Raw genomic sequence first — 16,201 nt, forward strand, 5'->3', positions numbered from 1 at the left:
TGCTACACACCCCGTTAACTCGGTCGTACATCCAGCCGGTTGCCTGATTCCTTGCATTGAAGCGATGTACGGAGTTTATAGAGCAATGAAATTACCGATCTATCTCGACTACTCCGCAACCACGCCGGTGGACCCGCGTGTTGCCGAGAAAATGATGCAGTGTCTGACCCTGGACGGAAACTTTGGTAACCCAGCGTCTCGTTCACACCGTTTCGGCTGGCAGGCTGAAGAGGCGGTAGATATCGCCCGTAACCAGATTGCTGACCTCGTGGGCGCTGACCCGCGTGAAATCGTCTTTACTTCCGGTGCGACTGAATCCGATAACCTGGCGATTAAAGGTGCAGCCAACTTTTATCAGAAAAAAGGCAAGCACATCATCACCAGCAAAACCGAACACAAAGCCGTGCTGGACACCTGTCGTCAGCTGGAGCGCGAAGGGTTTGAAGTCACCTACCTCGCCCCGCAGCGTAACGGCATTATCGACCTGAAAGAACTTGAAGCGGCAATGCGTGACGACACCATCCTCGTGTCCATCATGCACGTGAATAACGAAATCGGCGTGGTGCAGGATATCGCGACTATCGGCGAAATGTGCCGTGCGCGCGGCATCATCTATCACGTTGATGCGACCCAGAGCGTGGGCAAACTGCCTATCGATCTGAGCCAACTGAAAGTTGATCTGATGTCCTTCTCCGGCCACAAAATCTATGGTCCGAAAGGTATCGGTGCGCTGTACGTGCGTCGTAAACCGCGTATTCGTATTGAAGCGCAGATGCATGGTGGCGGTCACGAGCGCGGTATGCGTTCCGGTACGCTGCCTGTGCACCAGATCGTCGGCATGGGTGAAGCCTACCGCATTGCCAAAGAAGAGATGGAAACCGAGATGGCGCGCCTGCGCAGTCTGCGTAACCGTCTGTGGGACGGCGTGAAAGATATGGAAGAAGTGTATCTTAACGGCGATCTCGAGCAGGGTGCACCGAACATTCTCAACGTTAGCTTCAACTATGTTGAAGGCGAATCGCTGATTATGGCGCTGAAAGATCTGGCTGTATCCTCCGGTTCTGCATGTACTTCTGCAAGCCTGGAGCCATCCTACGTGCTGCGCGCGCTGGGGATGACCGACGAGCTGGCACATAGCTCAATTCGTTTCTCTTTAGGTCGTTTCACTACCGAAGAAGAGATTGACTACGCCATTAATCTGGTTCGCAACTCCATCGGCCGCCTGCGTGACCTTTCTCCGCTGTGGGAAATGTTCAAACAGGGCGTGGATCTGAACAGCATTGAATGGTCACATCACTAATCGGTACCGATAAGGAGAATTCAGCATGGCTTACAGCGAAAAAGTAATCGATCATTACGAGAATCCACGTAACGTGGGTTCTTTTGACAACAGCGACGAGAACGTGGGCAGCGGCATGGTGGGTGCACCAGCCTGTGGCGACGTGATGAAGTTGCAGATCAAAGTCAACAATGAGGGTATCATTGAAGACGCGCGTTTCAAGACTTACGGCTGCGGTTCCGCTATTGCTTCCAGCTCTCTGGTTACCGAATGGGTAAAAGGGAAATCTCTGGACGAAGCACAGGCGATTAAAAACACCGATATCGCCGACGAGCTTGAACTGCCACCGGTGAAAATTCACTGCTCTATTCTGGCTGAAGACGCGATTAAAGCCGCGATTGCGGATTACAAAAGCAAACGTGAAGCAAAATAATTAAGAGTTGAGGTTTTATTATGTCGATTACCTTAAGCGACAGTGCAGCAGCGCGTGTAAATACCTTCCTGGCAAACCGCGGTAAAGGGTTTGGTCTGCGTCTGGGCGTGAGAACCTCCGGCTGCTCAGGTATGGCCTATGTACTGGAATTTGTTGACGAGCCGGCGGCTGAAGATACCGTGTTTGAAGACAAAGGCGTTAAAGTTGTGGTCGACGGTAAGAGCCTGCAATTCCTCGACGGTACGCAGTTAGACTTCGTCAAAGAAGGTCTGAACGAAGGGTTTAAGTTTACTAACCCGAACGTGAAAGACGAATGTGGATGCGGCGAAAGCTTCCACGTGTAACGCGCTTACCGATAACCCCACCGTGGTCGCCTGCGCGTGGGGTTTGTTTTACCTGACTCTCTGGTTTTGCTCCCGTGAACAACAGAGAATCGATGCCCTGAGAATGTTATGGACTACTTCACCCTCTTTGGCTTACCGGCCCGTTATCAGCTCGATACTCAGGCGCTGAGCCTACGTTTTCAGGATCTACAACGTCAGTATCATCCTGATAAATTTGCCAGCAGTTCCCAGGCGGAACAACTTGCTGCGGTTTCGCAGTCCGCCACTATCAACCAGGCCTGGCAAACGCTGCGTCATCCTTTGATGCGCGCCGAATACTTATTGTCTTTACACGGCTTTGACATCCGTAGCGAGCAGCACACGGTGCGCGATACCGCGTTTCTGATGGAACAACTGGAGCTGCGGGAAGAGCTGGACGAAATTGAACAGGCAAAAGACAGTCAACGTTTAGATGCGTTTATGCAACGCGTCAGCGAAATGTATAACGTTCGTCATCAACTGATGGTGGAACAGCTGGATAGCGAGACGTGGGACGCAGCGGCAGATACCGTGCGTAAGCTGCGTTTTCTCGATAAACTGCGAAGCAGTGCAGAACAACTCGAAGAAAAACTGCTCGATTTTTAATTTCCGGAAGCGAAAATGGCCTTATTACAAATTAGTGAGCCTGGTCTGAGCGCCGCGCCGCACCAGCGTCGTCTGGCGGTAGGTATCGATTTAGGCACCACCAACTCCCTGGTTGCGACCGTACGCAGCGGCCAGGCCGAAACGTTGGCAGACCATGAAGGTCGCCACCTGTTGCCGTCAGTGGTTCACTATCAGCAGCAGGGTTATTCTGTCGGTTACGATGCCCGCGCCAATGCTGCGCTGGATACGGCAAACACCGTCAGTTCGGTAAAACGCATGATGGGCCGCTCTCTGGCGGATATCCAGGCGCGTTACCCGCATCTGCCATATACGTTCCAGGCAAGCGAAAACGGCTTGCCGATGATTGAAACTGCTGCCGGATTGCTTAATCCGGTGCGTGTCTCCGCGGATATTCTGAAAGCGCTGGCCGCGCGGGCAACCGAATCACTGTCCGGCGAACTGGACGGCGTGGTAATCACCGTTCCGGCTTACTTTGACGATGCACAGCGTCAGGGGACCAAAGACGCCGCGCGTCTGGCGGGCCTGCACGTATTGCGTCTGTTGAACGAACCGACCGCAGCTGCGATTGCCTATGGTCTGGACTCCGGTCAGGAAGGCGTGATTGCGGTCTACGATCTTGGCGGCGGTACTTTTGATATTTCTATTCTGCGCCTGAGCCGCGGCGTGTTTGAAGTGCTGGCGACCGGCGGTGATTCCGCGCTCGGCGGCGACGATTTTGACCATCTGCTGGCCGATTATATTCGTGAGCAGGCTGGCGTGGCCGATCGTAGCGATAACCGCGTACAGCGTGAACTGCTGGATGCCGCGATTGCCGCGAAAATCGCGCTTAGCGACGCTGATTCTGTAACGGTTAACGTGGCGGGATGGCAGGGTGAAATCACCCGTGAAACCTTTAATGAACTCATTTCCGCACTGGTCAAGCGTACGCTGCTGGCCTGCCGTCGCGCGCTGAAAGATGCGGGCGTGGAGCCGCAGGATGTGCTGGAAGTGGTGATGGTCGGTGGTTCAACTCGCGTGCCATTGGTGCGTGAACGCGTCGGTGAATTTTTTGGCCGTACGCCGCTGACTTCTATCGACCCGGACAAAGTGGTCGCTATTGGTGCGGCAATCCAGGCAGATATTCTGGTCGGAAATAAACCGGACAGCGAAATGCTGCTGTTGGACGTTATCCCGCTGTCCCTGGGACTGGAAACCATGGGCGGTCTGGTGGAGAAAGTGATCCCACGTAACACCACGATTCCGGTGGCGCGCGCGCAGGACTTTACCACCTTTAAAGATGGCCAAACCGCGATGTCCATTCACGTAATGCAAGGCGAGCGTGAGCTGGTGCAGGACTGCCGTTCACTGGCGCGTTTTGCGCTGCGCGGCATCCCGGCATTGCCAGCTGGCGGCGCACACATCCGCGTGACCTTCCAGGTGGACGCCGATGGCCTGCTGAGCGTCACCGCCATGGAAAAATCCACCGGCGTTGAGTCCTCAATTCAGGTTAAACCGTCCTACGGTCTGACCGACAGTGAAATCGCCTCCATGATTCAGGATTCGATGAGTTTTGCCGAGCAGGACGTTAAAGCCCGTATGCTGGCAGAACAGAAAGTCGAAGCGGCACGCGTACTGGAAAGTTTATCCGGTGCGTTGAACGCTGATGCCGCGCTGTTAAGCGCCGCAGAACGTCAGGCTATCGACACCGCCGCCGCGCATTTGAGCGAGGTTGCACTGGGTGACGATGTTGACGCGATAGAACAAGCCATTAAAAACGTAGACAAACAAACCCAGGAATTCGCCGCTCGCCGCATGGACAAATCCGTCCGTAGCGCGCTGAAAGGCCATTCCGTGGACGAGGTTTAATATGCCAAAGATTGTTATTTTGCCTCATCAGGATCTCTGTCCCGATGGCGCAGTTCTGGAAGCTGAGACCGGCGAAACCATTCTTGACGTTGCCCTGCGTAACGGTATCGAGATTGAACACGCCTGTGAAAAATCCTGTGCCTGCACAACCTGCCACTGCATCGTACGTGAAGGTTTTGATTCTTTGCCGGAAAGCACAGAAGAAGAAGACGACATGCTGGATAAAGCCTGGGGACTGGAGCCGGAGAGCCGTTTAAGCTGTCAGGCACGTGTCACCGAGGACGATTTAGTGGTCGAAATCCCACGTTACACAATCAATCATGCACGTGAGCATTAACAGAGGGTAGTATGGGACTGAAATGGACCGATAGCCGTGAAATCGGCGAGGCGCTGTACGACGCGTTCCCCGATCTCGACCCCAAGACCGTTCGTTTCACCGATCTGCACCAGTGGATCTGTGACCTGGAAGAGTTCGATGATGATCCACAGGCATCGAACGAAAAAATCCTTGAGGCCATTTTGCTGGTCTGGCTGGACGAAGCCGAATAAGTCAACGGGCTGCCCACGGGTGGCCCGTTTTCCTGTATGCGCGAAAATAAGGATAAATAAAATGACAGAAGCCATGAAAATTACGCTTTCCACGCAACCCGCTGATGCCCGCTGGGGTGAAAAGGCGACATACAGCATTAATAATGATGGCATTACCCTGCACCTGAACGGAAAAGATGACCTCGGCCTTATCCAGCGCGCCGCCCGTAAAATTGACGGCCTGGGTATTAAACATGTCCAACTGGATGGTGAAGGCTGGGATACCGAACGTAGCTGGGCGTTCTGGCAGGGCTACAAAGGACCAAAAGGCACCCGCAAAGTTGAGTGGGCCGCTCTGGATGAGGCGCAGCGCAAAGAGCTGGATAACCGCCTGAAAATTATTGACTGGGTGCGCGATACCATTAACGCCCCGGCAGAAGAGCTGGGCCCGGAACAGCTGGCGCAACGCGCAGTAGACCTGCTGTGCTCTGTTGCCTGCGATAACGTCTCTTACCGCATCACTAAAGGCGAAGATCTGCGCGAGCAGAACTACATGGGATTGCATACCGTAGGTCGTGGCTCCGAACGTCCTCCGGTACTGCTGGCGCTGGATTACAATCCAACTGGCGATAAAGAAGCCCCGGTTTATGCCTGCCTGGTGGGTAAGGGAATTACTTTTGACTCCGGCGGTTACAGCATCAAGCAAAGCGCATTTATGGACTCGATGAAGTCTGATATGGGCGGCGCGGCAACGGTGACCGGCGCGCTGGCGTTCGCCATCACCCGTGGTCTGAACAAGCGCGTGAAGCTGTATCTGTGCTGCGCGGATAACCTGATTAGCGGCAACGCCTTTAAACTCGGCGATATTATTCACTATCGCAACGGTAAAAAAGTTGAAGTGATGAATACCGATGCCGAAGGGCGTCTGGTACTGGCCGATGGCCTGATCGACGCCAGCGCGCAAAAACCAGAATTGATCATTGATGCCGCCACGCTGACCGGCGCGGCGAAAACTGCGCTGGGCAACGATTACCATGCGCTGTTTAGCTTTGACGATCAACTGGCTGCCCGTCTGCTGGCAAGCGCGGCGCAAGAAAACGAGCCGTTCTGGCGTCTGCCGTTGGCAGAGTTCCACCGTAGCCAGCTGCCGTCTAACTTTGCCGAGCTGAATAATACCGGCAGTGCGGCCTATCCGGCGGGTGCTAGCACCGCGGCGGGTTTCCTGTCCCATTTCGTGGAAAACTATCAGCAAGGCTGGCTGCACATCGACTGCTCTGCAACCTATCGCAAAGCGCCAGTTGAGCAGTGGTCTGCGGGCGCAACTGGTCTGGGTGTGCGCACGATTGCAAATCTGCTGATTGCCTGAACGGTGTTTTTGTAGGCCGGGTAAGCGAAGTGCCACCCGGCATTTTGCCTGATGGCGACGCCGTGCGTCTTATCAGGCCTACAACCCATATACATAATTTGTGATCTCTATGTCCGAAACGAAAAACGAATTAGAAACCCTGCTGGAGCAAGCGGCGACAGAGCCTGCGCATCGTCCGGCATTTTTCCGTACTTTACTGGAGTCTACCGTCTGGGTGCCGGGTACAGCCGCAGAAGGCGAGGCGGTGGTTGAAGACAGCGCCCTCGACCTTCAGCACTGGGAAAAAGAAGACGGCACAACCGTGATCCCGTTCTTCACCTCCCTGGAAGCTCTGCAGCAGGCGGTTGAAGATGAGCAGGCATTTGTCGTCATGCCGGTGCGTACATTGTTTGAAATGACGCTCGGCGAAACGCTGTTTCTCAACGCGAAATTGCCGACCGGCAAAGAATTTATGCCGCGTGAAATCAGCCTGCTGATGGGGGAAGAGGGGAATCCGCTCAGCACCCAGGAAGTACTGGAAGGCGGTGAATCGCTGATCCTCTCTGAAGTCGCTGAACCTCCGGCGCAGATGATTGACTCGCTGACTACGCTGTTTAAAACCATTAAGCCGGTAAAACGCGCGTTTCTCTGCTCAATCAAAGAAAGCGCGGAAGCCCAGCCGAATCTGCTGATTGGTATTGAAGCGGAAGGGGATATTGAAGAGATCATCCACGCTGCGGGCAGCGTCGCGACCGATACACTGCCGGGTGATGAACCCATTGACATCTGCCAGGTGAGGAAAGGTGAGAAGGGCGTGAGCCACTTTATCACTGAGCACATCGCACCGTTCTATGAACGTCGCTGGGGCGGTTTCCTGCGCGACTTTAAACAGAATCGGATTATCTGAGTGAAGGAAAGCCGCCCCGAAAGGCGGCTACCTGGCTTACTTGCTCTGGGCGCTGAACATCACGCGTGCAGAATTACCTGAGTAACTCCGATCACCGTGAAGACACAATGCACCAGATACAACAAGCACGATACAGAAGTATCGTATCTTCATTGCGCGGTCCATGCGAAGACCGCATCACGACAGCACCACTGGCGATAATGCCGTGATAGCAAGCACTGATGTACGCTTGCATATACGGCCATGGGACATCCTTTCCTGAAACCAGTGCCCGCTTGCGAGGCGGCGAAAAGGGCCGGAAAAGATAATACCTCAAATAGTGAATAGTTTCGCAGCTAATTAACTTGACATTCACTCCCTTAAAAGGGACTATTTGCCCACTGATGTACGCTTGCATTGCTATGGTGACATAGCCTGCTGGAAAGGCCGCGAACCGGACCAGCACAAAAAAACCGCTCATTTGAGCGGTTTTTTTGTGGACGAAAAAGATGAATAAATCAGATTTTATTTAGCCTCAGATGGTTCTACCGGTAAATCGTTGCGAGCACCCCACTCGCTCCATGCGCCGTCATACAATGCGACGTTAGAAACGCCCAGCGTGGCAAGTGCCAGCACCACCACGGCAGCCGTTACGCCGGAGCCACAGCTGGCGATAATCGGGCGGTCAAAGCTCACGCCGTGACTGAAGAAAATAGCATCCAGTTCGTCGGTAGTTTTCAGCTCGCCGTCACGAACCAATTCTGTCCACGGTACATTAAGCGCACCGGGCACATGACCACGCTTCAGGCCAGGGCGAGGTTCGTCAACTTCTGCGTTAAAACGCGCAGCCGGTCGCGCATCGACAATCTGTGCGGTTTTTTCATGACTGGCCAGCAGTACATCGGTAACACGCACAACAGCGCCAGGCGTAAAGGCCACGTTAAATTCACCTTCAGGTAAATCCTCATCGCCTTCCTTGAGCATTAGATCATCGCGCTTCCAGCCTGCCAGACCGCCCGCCAGAATGGAGACATTTTCGACGCCAAATGTCCGCAGCATCCACCATGCGCGTGGCGCGGAAAACAGATTACCGTCATCGTAGATAACCAGATGCTTATCTTGATCAACGCCCAGTTCGCGCATCGCAACGGCAAAAGCTTCCGGGCGCGGCATCATATGCGGTAGCGGTGAGGTATGATCGGAAAGCGCTTCAATATCAAAAAAGACTGCGCCAGGAATATGGCCCGCACGATACTCCTCGCCAACGTCGCGATCTTCCTGTCCTGGAGGTGCCATTCGGGCATCAAGAATTTGTATTTCCGGGTCGTCAATGTGTTCGGCAAGCCAGTCGGCAGCGACAAAGAAGGCGGTGGTCATAGGCATCTCCATTTTTACCAGGTTTTGGCAAATTGTCGGATGTTTACCGTAAAGCGACAAGTAAAACAGGCTGATTTGTCAGGTGAATCCACATTAATCACTAAAATTAAGACAACGTTGTTCAGTTACTGACTTCCACCGCCGGAAATCTGACGCATAATAGTTGTTCTACGTAGCTAACGGGCCACTACGGCCAGGGATGAAAAATGAAACATTTACGCGTAGCGGCCTGCATGCTGATGCTGGCACTGGTCGGGTGCGATAATAATAACGAAAAATCACCGACGGCTGCGAAGCCTGATGCGCCTGCGCCACAGACAGCGCCAGCAAAAGATAAGGCTCAATTACAAAAACTGATGCAGCAAAGCCAGGGCAAGTCGCTGACGCTGCTGGATGCCTCAGAGGTCCAGCTCGACGGTGCGGCAACGCTCGTGTTGACCTTCTCCATTCCCCTCGATCCGGAACAAGATTTTTCCCGCGTCGTGCACGTTGTTGATAAAAAAAGCGGCAAAGTGGATGGTGCCTGGGAGCTGGCGCCAAATCTGAAAGAGCTACGCTTACGCCATCTGGAACCTAACCGGGAACTGGTCGTTACCATTGAGCGTGATTTGCTGGCGCTGAATAAAGCGACGTTCGCTATTGATTATGAAAAAAACATTACCACTCGCGACGTCCAGCCAAGCGTAGGGTTTGCCAGTCGCGGCTCGCTGCTGCCGGGAAAAGTGATTGAAGGGCTGCCGGTGATGGCCCTTAACGTTAATAGCGTAGATGTGAACTTCTTTCGCGTGAAGCCTGAGTCACTCGGTGCGTTTGTCAGCCAGTGGGAATACCGCAATTCGTTGACTAACTGGGAATCTGACAATCTGCTGAAAATGGCGGAACTGGTGTATACCGGACGCTTTGACCTCAATCCTGCGCGCAACACCCGTGAGAAGCTGCTGTTGCCGCTGAGCGATATCAAGCCGTTGCAGCAAGCAGGTGTTTACATCGCGGTGATGAATCAGGCTGGACAATACAACTACAGTAATGCCGCTACGCTGTTCACGCTCAGCGATATTGGTGTGTCTGCACACCGTTACCATAATCAACTGGATGTCTTTACGCAGAGTCTGGAAAACGGCGCCGCGCAGCAGGGGATTGAGGTCACGTTACTCAATGAAAAAGGACAGACTTTGGCGCAGGCTACCAGCGACGCTCAGGGTCATGTAAAACTGGAGACTGATAAAGACGCGGCTTTATTGCTGGCCCGCAAAGACGGGCAAACCACGCTGCTGGATCTGAAGCTCCCAGCGTTGGATCTGGCTGAATTTGATATTGCCGGTGCGCCGGGATACAGCAAGCAGTTCTTTATGTTCGGCCCACGCGATCTCTATCGTCCCGGCGAAACGGTGATCCTCAACGGATTACTGCGTGACAGCGATGGCAAAACGTTGCCCGACCAGCCGGTGAAGCTGGAGGTCGTGAAGCCCGACGGACAAGTGTTACGCTCGGTGGTTAGCCAGCCGGAGAACGGTCTGTACCGCTTTAGCTGGCCGCTGGACACCAACGCGCCAACGGGTATGTGGCATATTCGGGCTAATACCGGTGATAACCAGTCGCGGATGTGGGATTTCCACGTCGAAGATTTTATGCCTGAGCGGATGGCGCTCAATCTCTCCGCCAATAAGATCCCGGTGGCACCAACTGATGAAGTGAAGTTCTCGGTGGTGGGCTACTACCTGTACGGCGCGCCCGCTAGCGGTAATGCTCTGCAAGGGCAGCTTTATCTGCGTCCATTACGAGATGCCGTTCAGGCATTGCCGGGCTTCCAGTTTGGGAATATCGCCGAAGAAAACCTTTCCCGCAGCCTCGATGAAGTTCAGCTCACGCTGGATGACCACGGACGCGGCGAAGTGACCACCAGCAGCCAGTGGCAGGAGACGCATTCCCCGTTACAGGTGGTTTTGCAAGCCAGTCTGCTGGAGTCGGGGGGGCGCCCGGTGACGCGTCGGGTTGAGCAAGCCATCTGGCCTGCGGATATGCTGCCGGGCATTCGTCCGCAGTTTGCAGCGAAAGCCGTCTATGACTACCGCACCGATACCACCGTGAATCAGCCTATCGTTGATGAAAACAGCAACGCCGCTTTCGACATTGTGTATGCCGATGCGCAAGGCGAGAAAAAAGCGGTGTCCGGTTTGCAGGTGCGTTTGATCCGCGAGCGACGAGATTATTACTGGAACTGGTCTGAAGGCGAGGGCTGGCAATCACAGTTCGATCAAAAGGATCTGGTTGAAGGTGAGCAGACCCTGGATCTTAAGGCCGATGAAACCGGTAAAGTCAGCTTCCCGGTTGAGTGGGGCGCCTATCGTCTGGAAGTGAAAGCTCCGAATGATGCGGTGAGCAGCGTACGCTTCTGGGCCGGTTATAGCTGGCAGGATAACAGCGACGGCAGTGGGGCTGTGCGTCCCGATCGCGTGACGCTGAAACTGGACAAACCCAGCTATCGTCCCGGTGATACCATGAAGCTGCACGTTGCCGCTCCCGCTGCTGGCAAAGGTTATGCGATGGTGGAATCCAGCGAAGGCCCGCTGTGGTGGCAAGAAATAGACGTACCGGCGGATGGTCTTGATATCTCCATCCCAATCGATAAAACCTGGAATCGCCACGATTTGTATCTTAGTGCGCTGGTGGTTCGTCCTGGCGACAAGTCCCGTTCGGCAACGCCAAAACGGGCGGTCGGTTTACTGCATTTGCCGTTAGGTGACGAAAACCGTCGTCTGGCGCTGGCGCTGGAAAACCCGGCGAAAATACGTCCAAACCAGCCGTTGACCGTCAAGATTAAAGCCAGCGTCAAAAATGGCGACGTACCAAAACAGGTTAACGTGCTGGTCTCTGCCGTTGATAGCGGGGTGCTGAACATTACCGATTACGCCACGCCGGATCCGTGGCAGGCGTTTTTCGGGCAAAAACGCTATGGCGCAGATATTTATGATATTTACGGCCAGGTGATCGAAGGGCAAGGACGCCTGGCGGCGCTGCGCTTTGGTGGTGATGGCGATGAATTAAAACGCGGCGGTAAGCCACCGGTTAATCACGTCAATATCGTGGCGCAACAGGCGCTGCCGGTCACGCTTAACGAGCAGGGCGAAGGTACGGTGACGTTACCTATTGGTGATTTCAACGGCGAGCTGCGGGTAATGGCGCAGGCCTGGACGACGGATGACTTTGGCAGCAGCGAAAGCAAAGTGATTGTTGCGGCGCCGGTGATTGCTGAACTGAATATGCCGCGTTTTCTGGCGGGAGGCGATACCTCGCGCCTGACGCTGGACGTGACTAACCTGACTGACAAACCGCAAACGCTGAATATTAAGCTCGCGGCCAATGGTTTACTGGAGCTGATGGGGCAAGATCCCGCGCCGGTAAATCTGGCGCCAGGCGTAAGGACTACGCTGTTTATTCCGGTGCGCGCGCGGGAGGGTTTTGGCGATGGCGAAATTCAGGCAGAAATTAGCGGTCTGACTTTACCGGGTGAAACGCTGCCTGTTCAGCATAAACAGTGGAAGATTGGCGTGCGTCCGGCGTTCCCGGCGCAAACCGTTAATAACGGTGTCGCACTTCAGCCGGGCGCGACCTGGCAGCTTTCGGGCGAAGAACTGACCAATTTCTCCCCTGAGACGATGCAGGGGCAACTGCTGTTCAGCGGTAAGCCGCCGCTAAATCTGGCGCGCTATATCCGCGAACTGAAAGCGTACCCTTACGGTTGTCTGGAGCAAACGGCGAGCGGGTTGTTCCCATCCTTATACACCAACGCTGCGCAATTGAAGGCGTTAGGTATTGTGGGCGACAGCGATGAAAAACGTCGCGCGGCAGTTGATATTGGGATTTCCCGTTTAGTGCAGATGCAGCGTGATAACGGCGGTTTTGCGCTGTGGGATAAAAACGGGTCGGAAGAGTACTGGCTGACCGCGTATGTCATGGATTTCCTCGTCCGGGCAAATGAACAGGGCTACAGTGTCCCGGTAGAGGTGATTAACCGGGGCAACGAGCGGCTACTGCGCTATTTGCAGGATCCGGGCATGATGTCGATTCGCTATACCGACGACTCTTCAGCAAGCCGGTTTGCCGTACAAGCCTACGCCGCGTTGGTTCTGGCACATCAGCAAAAAGCTCCGCTCGGCGCATTGCGTGAGATCTGGGAGCGTCGTGCGCAAGCAGCCTCTGGTTTACCGCTGTTACAACTGGGGATCGCGCTGAAAAATATGGGCGATGCCAATCGCAGTGAACAGGCGTTGACGCTGGCCCTGAATACACCGCGCCGCGATACGCAACAGTGGATGGCGGATTACGGCAGTGCCTTACGGGATAACGCGTTGATGCTGGCCTTGCTCGAAGAGAACAAGATCAAACCTGACGTGCAGAATACGCTGCTGAACACGTTGTCAGAACAGGCCTTTGGACAGCGCTGGCTCTCGACTCAGGAAAATAATGCGTTGTTCCTTGCCGCGCGTACGTTACAGGATTTGCCTGGTACGTGGCAGGCGCAAACGTCACTCTCGGAACAACCATTAGCAGGGGATAAATCGCTAACCCGCAATCTGGATGCCGATGCGCTGTCTACGCTGAGCGTCACCAATACCGGTAATCTACCGCTGTGGTTGCGTCTGGATGTGAGTGGTTATCCACAAACCGCACCGACGCCTGCCAGCAACGTTCTGCATATTGAGCGGCAAATTCTGGGAATTGACGGAAATAGCAAATCGCTGGATTCGCTGCGTAGCGGCGAACTGGTGCTGGTCTGGCTGGAGGTAAAAGCCAGCCAGAACGTGCCGGATGCGCTGGTGGTCGATTTACTGCCAGCAGGACTGGAACTGGAAAACCAGAATCTGGCCAACGGCAGCGCCAGCCTGCAGGATAGCGGCAGCGAAGTGGCGAATCTGCTCAATCAGATGCAGCAGGCAGATATCCAGCACGTTGAGTTCCGTGACGATCGCTTTGTCGCCGCGGTGGCGGTCAACGAAGGACAGCCAGTTACGCTGGTGTATCTGGCGCGGGCTGTAACGCCGGGGACCTACCGGGTTCCTGTCCCGCAGGTGGAATCAATGTATATTCCGCAGTGGCGCGCGACCGGTGCGACAGAGGGACTTTTGATTGTCAGGCCGTAAATGATACGCGGGTTGGGTAAACGCGGCTGCTGGCTCTGGCTGGCAGCCGTTGCACTATTGTTTGTGGCGGCGGTTTGGGCGGCAGATAAAATCTGGCCGCTGCCGCTGCACGAAGTCGATCCGGCGCGGGTCGTGGTGGCTCATGATGGTACGCCGCTGTGGCGCTTCGCCGATGCGGATGGTATCTGGCGGTATCCGGTAACGATTGATGAGGTGTCGCCCCGCTACCTTGAGGCGTTAATTAACTACGAAGACCGTTGGTTCTGGAAGCATCCCGGCGTCAATCCGTTTTCAGTACTGCGCGCGGCATGGCAAGACCTTTCCTCTGGGCGTGTGGTTTCTGGCGGTAGTACGCTCACCATGCAGGTCGCACGATTACTCGATCCCCATCCGCGAACCTTTGGCGGCAAGTTTCGCCAACTCTGGCGCGCATTGCAGCTGGAATGGCATCTCTCCAAACGCGACATACTGACACTGTATCTCAACCGCGCGCCGTTTGGCGGTACGCTGCAGGGCGTGGGGGCGGCAAGCTGGGCTTATCTTGGTAAATCACCCGCGCAATTGAGTTACTCCGATGCCGCGCTGCTGGCTGTTTTGCCACAGGCACCGAGCCGTCTGCGTCCGGATCGCTGGCCGGACCGTGCTGAAGCGGCGCGTAATAAAGTGCTCGAACGTATGGCGACCCAGGGCATTTGGCCTGCCAGACAGGTACAGGAGTCGCGTGAAGAACCGGTCTGGCTGGCGCCCCGGCAAATGCCGCAGTTAGCACCGTTATTCTCGCGCATGATGCTGGGAAAAAGCCGAAGCGATAAAATCGTGACTACCCTTGATGCCGGATTGCAGCGTCAACTGGAAGAGCTGGCGCAAAACTGGAAGGGGCGCTTACCTGCGCGCAGTTCGCTGGCGATGATCGTGGTCGATCACACCGATATGAGCGTGCGTGGCTGGGTGGGGTCGGTAGATATGAATGACGACTCCCGTTTTGGTCATGTGGATATGGTGAATGCGATCCGTTCGCCTGGCTCGGTGCTGAAGCCGTTTGTTTATGGCCTGGCGCTGGATGACGGACTCATTCATCCCGCTTCGTTATTGCAGGATGTCCCGCGGCGAACCGGGGACTATCGACCGGGGAATTTTGACAGCGGTTTTCATGGCCCGGTGAGCATGAGCGAAGCGCTGGTGCGCTCGCTGAATTTACCCGCCGTGCAGGTACTCGAAGCCTATGGCCCGAAGCGTTTTGCCGCATCGTTACGTAACGTCGGCTTACCGCTGTATCTGCCCGCAGGAGCTGCGCCGAATCTGTCGCTGATTTTAGGTGGCGCGGGGGCAAGGCTGGAAGATATGGCCGCAGCGTACAGCGCCTTTGCCCGCCAGGGAAAAGCGGGAAAACTGCGTCTGCAGCCGGGTGACCCACTACTGGAACGTCCGTTGATGTCGGCGGGCGCGGCGTGGATTATTCGCCGCATTATGGCTGACGAAGCGCAACCGCTGCCGGATAACGCGCTGAGCAGAGTGGTTCCTCTGGCGTGGAAAACGGGCACCAGCTATGGCTATCGCGATGCCTGGGCGATTGGCGTTAATGCGCGTTATGTGATCGGTATCTGGACCGGCAGGCCCGACGGTACGCCGGTGGTGGGTCAGTTTGGTTTCGCCAGTGCCGTGCCGTTGCTCAATCAGGTCAACAATCTTTTGCTCTCTCGCGGGACAAATCAGCCGGAAGATCCACGCCCTGAATCCGTGAGTCGCGGTGTGGTGTGCTGGCCGGGCGGGCAATCTCTAGCCCCCGGTGACAGCAACTGCCGTCGCCGTCTGGCAACCTGGTTACTGGATGGCAGTCAGCCGCCAACGTTATTATTGCCCGAGCAGGAAGGGGTTAATGGCATTCGTTTTCCTGTCTGGCTGGATGATGAAGGCAAACGTGTGGCGGCGGATTGCCCGCAGGCGCACGAGCAAACGTTAATCGTTTGGCCGTTGCCGCTGGAGCCATGGCTACCGGAATCAGAACGTCGTGGGGCGAGATTACCGCCAGTTTCTGCCACATGTCCGCCGCTGGGACAAGACGCTTCGCAGCCGTTGCAGTTGACAGGCATTCGTGATGGCGCGATTGTGAAGCGTTTACCCGGTTCTGCTCAAGCCTCATTGCCAGTGCAAACCAGCGGTGGGAGCGGTGAACGCTGGTGGTTTCTTAACGGTGAAAGGCTGGATGAACGCGGACGTCGTCTTACGCTACTGCTGGCGACTAAAGGGGATTATCAACTGCTGGTGATGGATGATGCAGGCCAGGTAGCGACGGTGAGATTTTCGATGCAGTAGACCAGTTGGTGACTGTTTGTTGCTAAAATTCATCTTATTTTAAAGAAATGTTACCTTCATCAATA

At 55.1% G+C, this 16,201-nt stretch carries 13 protein-coding genes; 11 read left to right on the forward strand and 2 right to left on the reverse strand.

Translation table 11 applies throughout. The features are described from left to right. Positions 1–85: 85 nt before the first annotated feature. The 9 genes from iscS (at position 86) to sseB (ending at position 7,326) form a co-directional block, all read left to right on the forward strand. Positions 86–1,300 (forward strand): cysteine desulfurase, encoded by a 1,215-nt coding sequence (iscS, locus tag GFB57_RS10860; protein WP_003037677.1) that lies wholly within the window; start codon positions 86–88, stop codon positions 1,298–1,300. Positions 1,301–1,325: 25 nt separating this feature from the next. Then, positions 1,326–1,712, forward strand: coding sequence for a Fe-S cluster assembly scaffold IscU (iscU, locus tag GFB57_RS10865; RefSeq protein ID WP_002913991.1), 387 nt, complete (start codon positions 1,326–1,328; stop codon positions 1,710–1,712). A gap of 20 nt (positions 1,713–1,732) precedes the next feature. Beyond that, on the forward strand, positions 1,733–2,056 hold the full coding sequence (gene iscA / locus GFB57_RS10870) for an iron-sulfur cluster assembly protein IscA (protein WP_003037681.1): 324 nt from the start codon (positions 1,733–1,735) through the stop codon (positions 2,054–2,056). 108 nt (positions 2,057–2,164) lie between these two features. Continuing rightward, complete coding sequence (gene hscB / locus GFB57_RS10875; RefSeq protein ID WP_003037683.1) at positions 2,165–2,680, forward strand: co-chaperone HscB; 516 nt, start codon at positions 2,165–2,167, stop codon at positions 2,678–2,680. A 15-nt stretch (positions 2,681–2,695) separates the two neighbouring features. Further along, on the forward strand, positions 2,696–4,546 hold the full coding sequence (hscA, locus tag GFB57_RS10880) for a Fe-S protein assembly chaperone HscA (protein WP_003037687.1): 1,851 nt from the start codon (positions 2,696–2,698) through the stop codon (positions 4,544–4,546). Between the two features lies 1 nt (position 4,547). Continuing rightward, on the forward strand, positions 4,548–4,883 hold the full coding sequence (gene fdx, locus GFB57_RS10885; RefSeq protein ID WP_003037690.1) for an ISC system 2Fe-2S type ferredoxin: 336 nt from the start codon (positions 4,548–4,550) through the stop codon (positions 4,881–4,883). An 11-nt stretch (positions 4,884–4,894) separates the two neighbouring features. Beyond that, on the forward strand, positions 4,895–5,095 hold the full coding sequence (iscX, locus tag GFB57_RS10890) for a Fe-S cluster assembly protein IscX (RefSeq protein ID WP_003037694.1): 201 nt from the start codon (positions 4,895–4,897) through the stop codon (positions 5,093–5,095). A gap of 61 nt (positions 5,096–5,156) precedes the next feature. Then, entirely contained in the window at positions 5,157–6,440 is a 1,284-nt protein-coding gene (gene pepB, locus GFB57_RS10895) for an aminopeptidase PepB (protein WP_003037696.1), read from the forward strand. Between the two features lie 109 nt (positions 6,441–6,549). Continuing rightward, positions 6,550–7,326: an enhanced serine sensitivity protein SseB gene (sseB, locus tag GFB57_RS10900; protein WP_003037698.1), complete on the forward strand. Its 777-nt coding sequence runs from the start codon at positions 6,550–6,552 to the stop codon at positions 7,324–7,326. A gap of 36 nt (positions 7,327–7,362) precedes the next feature. Here sseB and timP read toward each other — a convergent pair whose 3' ends face one another. After that, on the reverse strand, positions 7,363–7,491 hold the full coding sequence (timP, locus tag GFB57_RS10905; RefSeq protein WP_306419305.1) for a small toxic inner membrane protein TimP: 129 nt from the start codon (positions 7,489–7,491) through the stop codon (positions 7,363–7,365). A 339-nt stretch (positions 7,492–7,830) separates the two neighbouring features. Further along, positions 7,831–8,682 (reverse strand): 3-mercaptopyruvate sulfurtransferase, encoded by an 852-nt coding sequence (gene sseA / locus GFB57_RS10910; protein WP_003037701.1) that lies wholly within the window; start codon positions 8,680–8,682, stop codon positions 7,831–7,833. A gap of 206 nt (positions 8,683–8,888) precedes the next feature. On the opposite strand from sseA, the gene GFB57_RS10915 reads away from it, so the two are divergent. Continuing rightward, positions 8,889–13,823: an alpha-2-macroglobulin gene (locus GFB57_RS10915; protein ID WP_003037704.1), complete on the forward strand. Its 4,935-nt coding sequence runs from the start codon at positions 8,889–8,891 to the stop codon at positions 13,821–13,823. Further along, positions 13,824–16,136 (forward strand): peptidoglycan glycosyltransferase PbpC, encoded by a 2,313-nt coding sequence (pbpC, locus tag GFB57_RS10920; protein ID WP_003037707.1) that lies wholly within the window; start codon positions 13,824–13,826, stop codon positions 16,134–16,136. Positions 16,137–16,201 lie beyond the last annotated feature (65 nt).

The organism is Citrobacter sp. S39, assembly GCF_009495675.1.
GTDB classification, from domain to species: Bacteria; Pseudomonadota; Gammaproteobacteria; order Enterobacterales; family Enterobacteriaceae; genus Citrobacter; species Citrobacter freundii.

Coding starts and splice junctions, on each gene's coding strand:
- iscS (WP_003037677.1), top strand. CDS start 86: ATGAAATTACCGATCTATCTCGACTACTCCGCAACCACGCCGGTGGAC.
- iscU (WP_002913991.1), top strand. CDS start 1,326: ATGGCTTACAGCGAAAAAGTAATCGATCATTACGAGAATCCACGTAAC.
- iscA (WP_003037681.1), top strand. CDS start 1,733: ATGTCGATTACCTTAAGCGACAGTGCAGCAGCGCGTGTAAATACCTTC.
- hscB (WP_003037683.1), top strand. CDS start 2,165: ATGGACTACTTCACCCTCTTTGGCTTACCGGCCCGTTATCAGCTCGAT.
- hscA (WP_003037687.1), top strand. CDS start 2,696: ATGGCCTTATTACAAATTAGTGAGCCTGGTCTGAGCGCCGCGCCGCAC.
- fdx (WP_003037690.1), top strand. CDS start 4,548: ATGCCAAAGATTGTTATTTTGCCTCATCAGGATCTCTGTCCCGATGGC.
- iscX (WP_003037694.1), top strand. CDS start 4,895: ATGGGACTGAAATGGACCGATAGCCGTGAAATCGGCGAGGCGCTGTAC.
- pepB (WP_003037696.1), top strand. CDS start 5,157: ATGACAGAAGCCATGAAAATTACGCTTTCCACGCAACCCGCTGATGCC.
- sseB (WP_003037698.1), top strand. CDS start 6,550: ATGTCCGAAACGAAAAACGAATTAGAAACCCTGCTGGAGCAAGCGGCG.
- timP (WP_306419305.1), bottom strand. CDS start 7,491: ATGGACCGCGCAATGAAGATACGATACTTCTGTATCGTGCTTGTTGTA.
- sseA (WP_003037701.1), bottom strand. CDS start 8,682: ATGACCACCGCCTTCTTTGTCGCTGCCGACTGGCTTGCCGAACACATT.
- GFB57_RS10915 (WP_003037704.1), top strand. CDS start 8,889: ATGAAACATTTACGCGTAGCGGCCTGCATGCTGATGCTGGCACTGGTC.
- pbpC (WP_003037707.1), top strand. CDS start 13,824: ATGATACGCGGGTTGGGTAAACGCGGCTGCTGGCTCTGGCTGGCAGCC.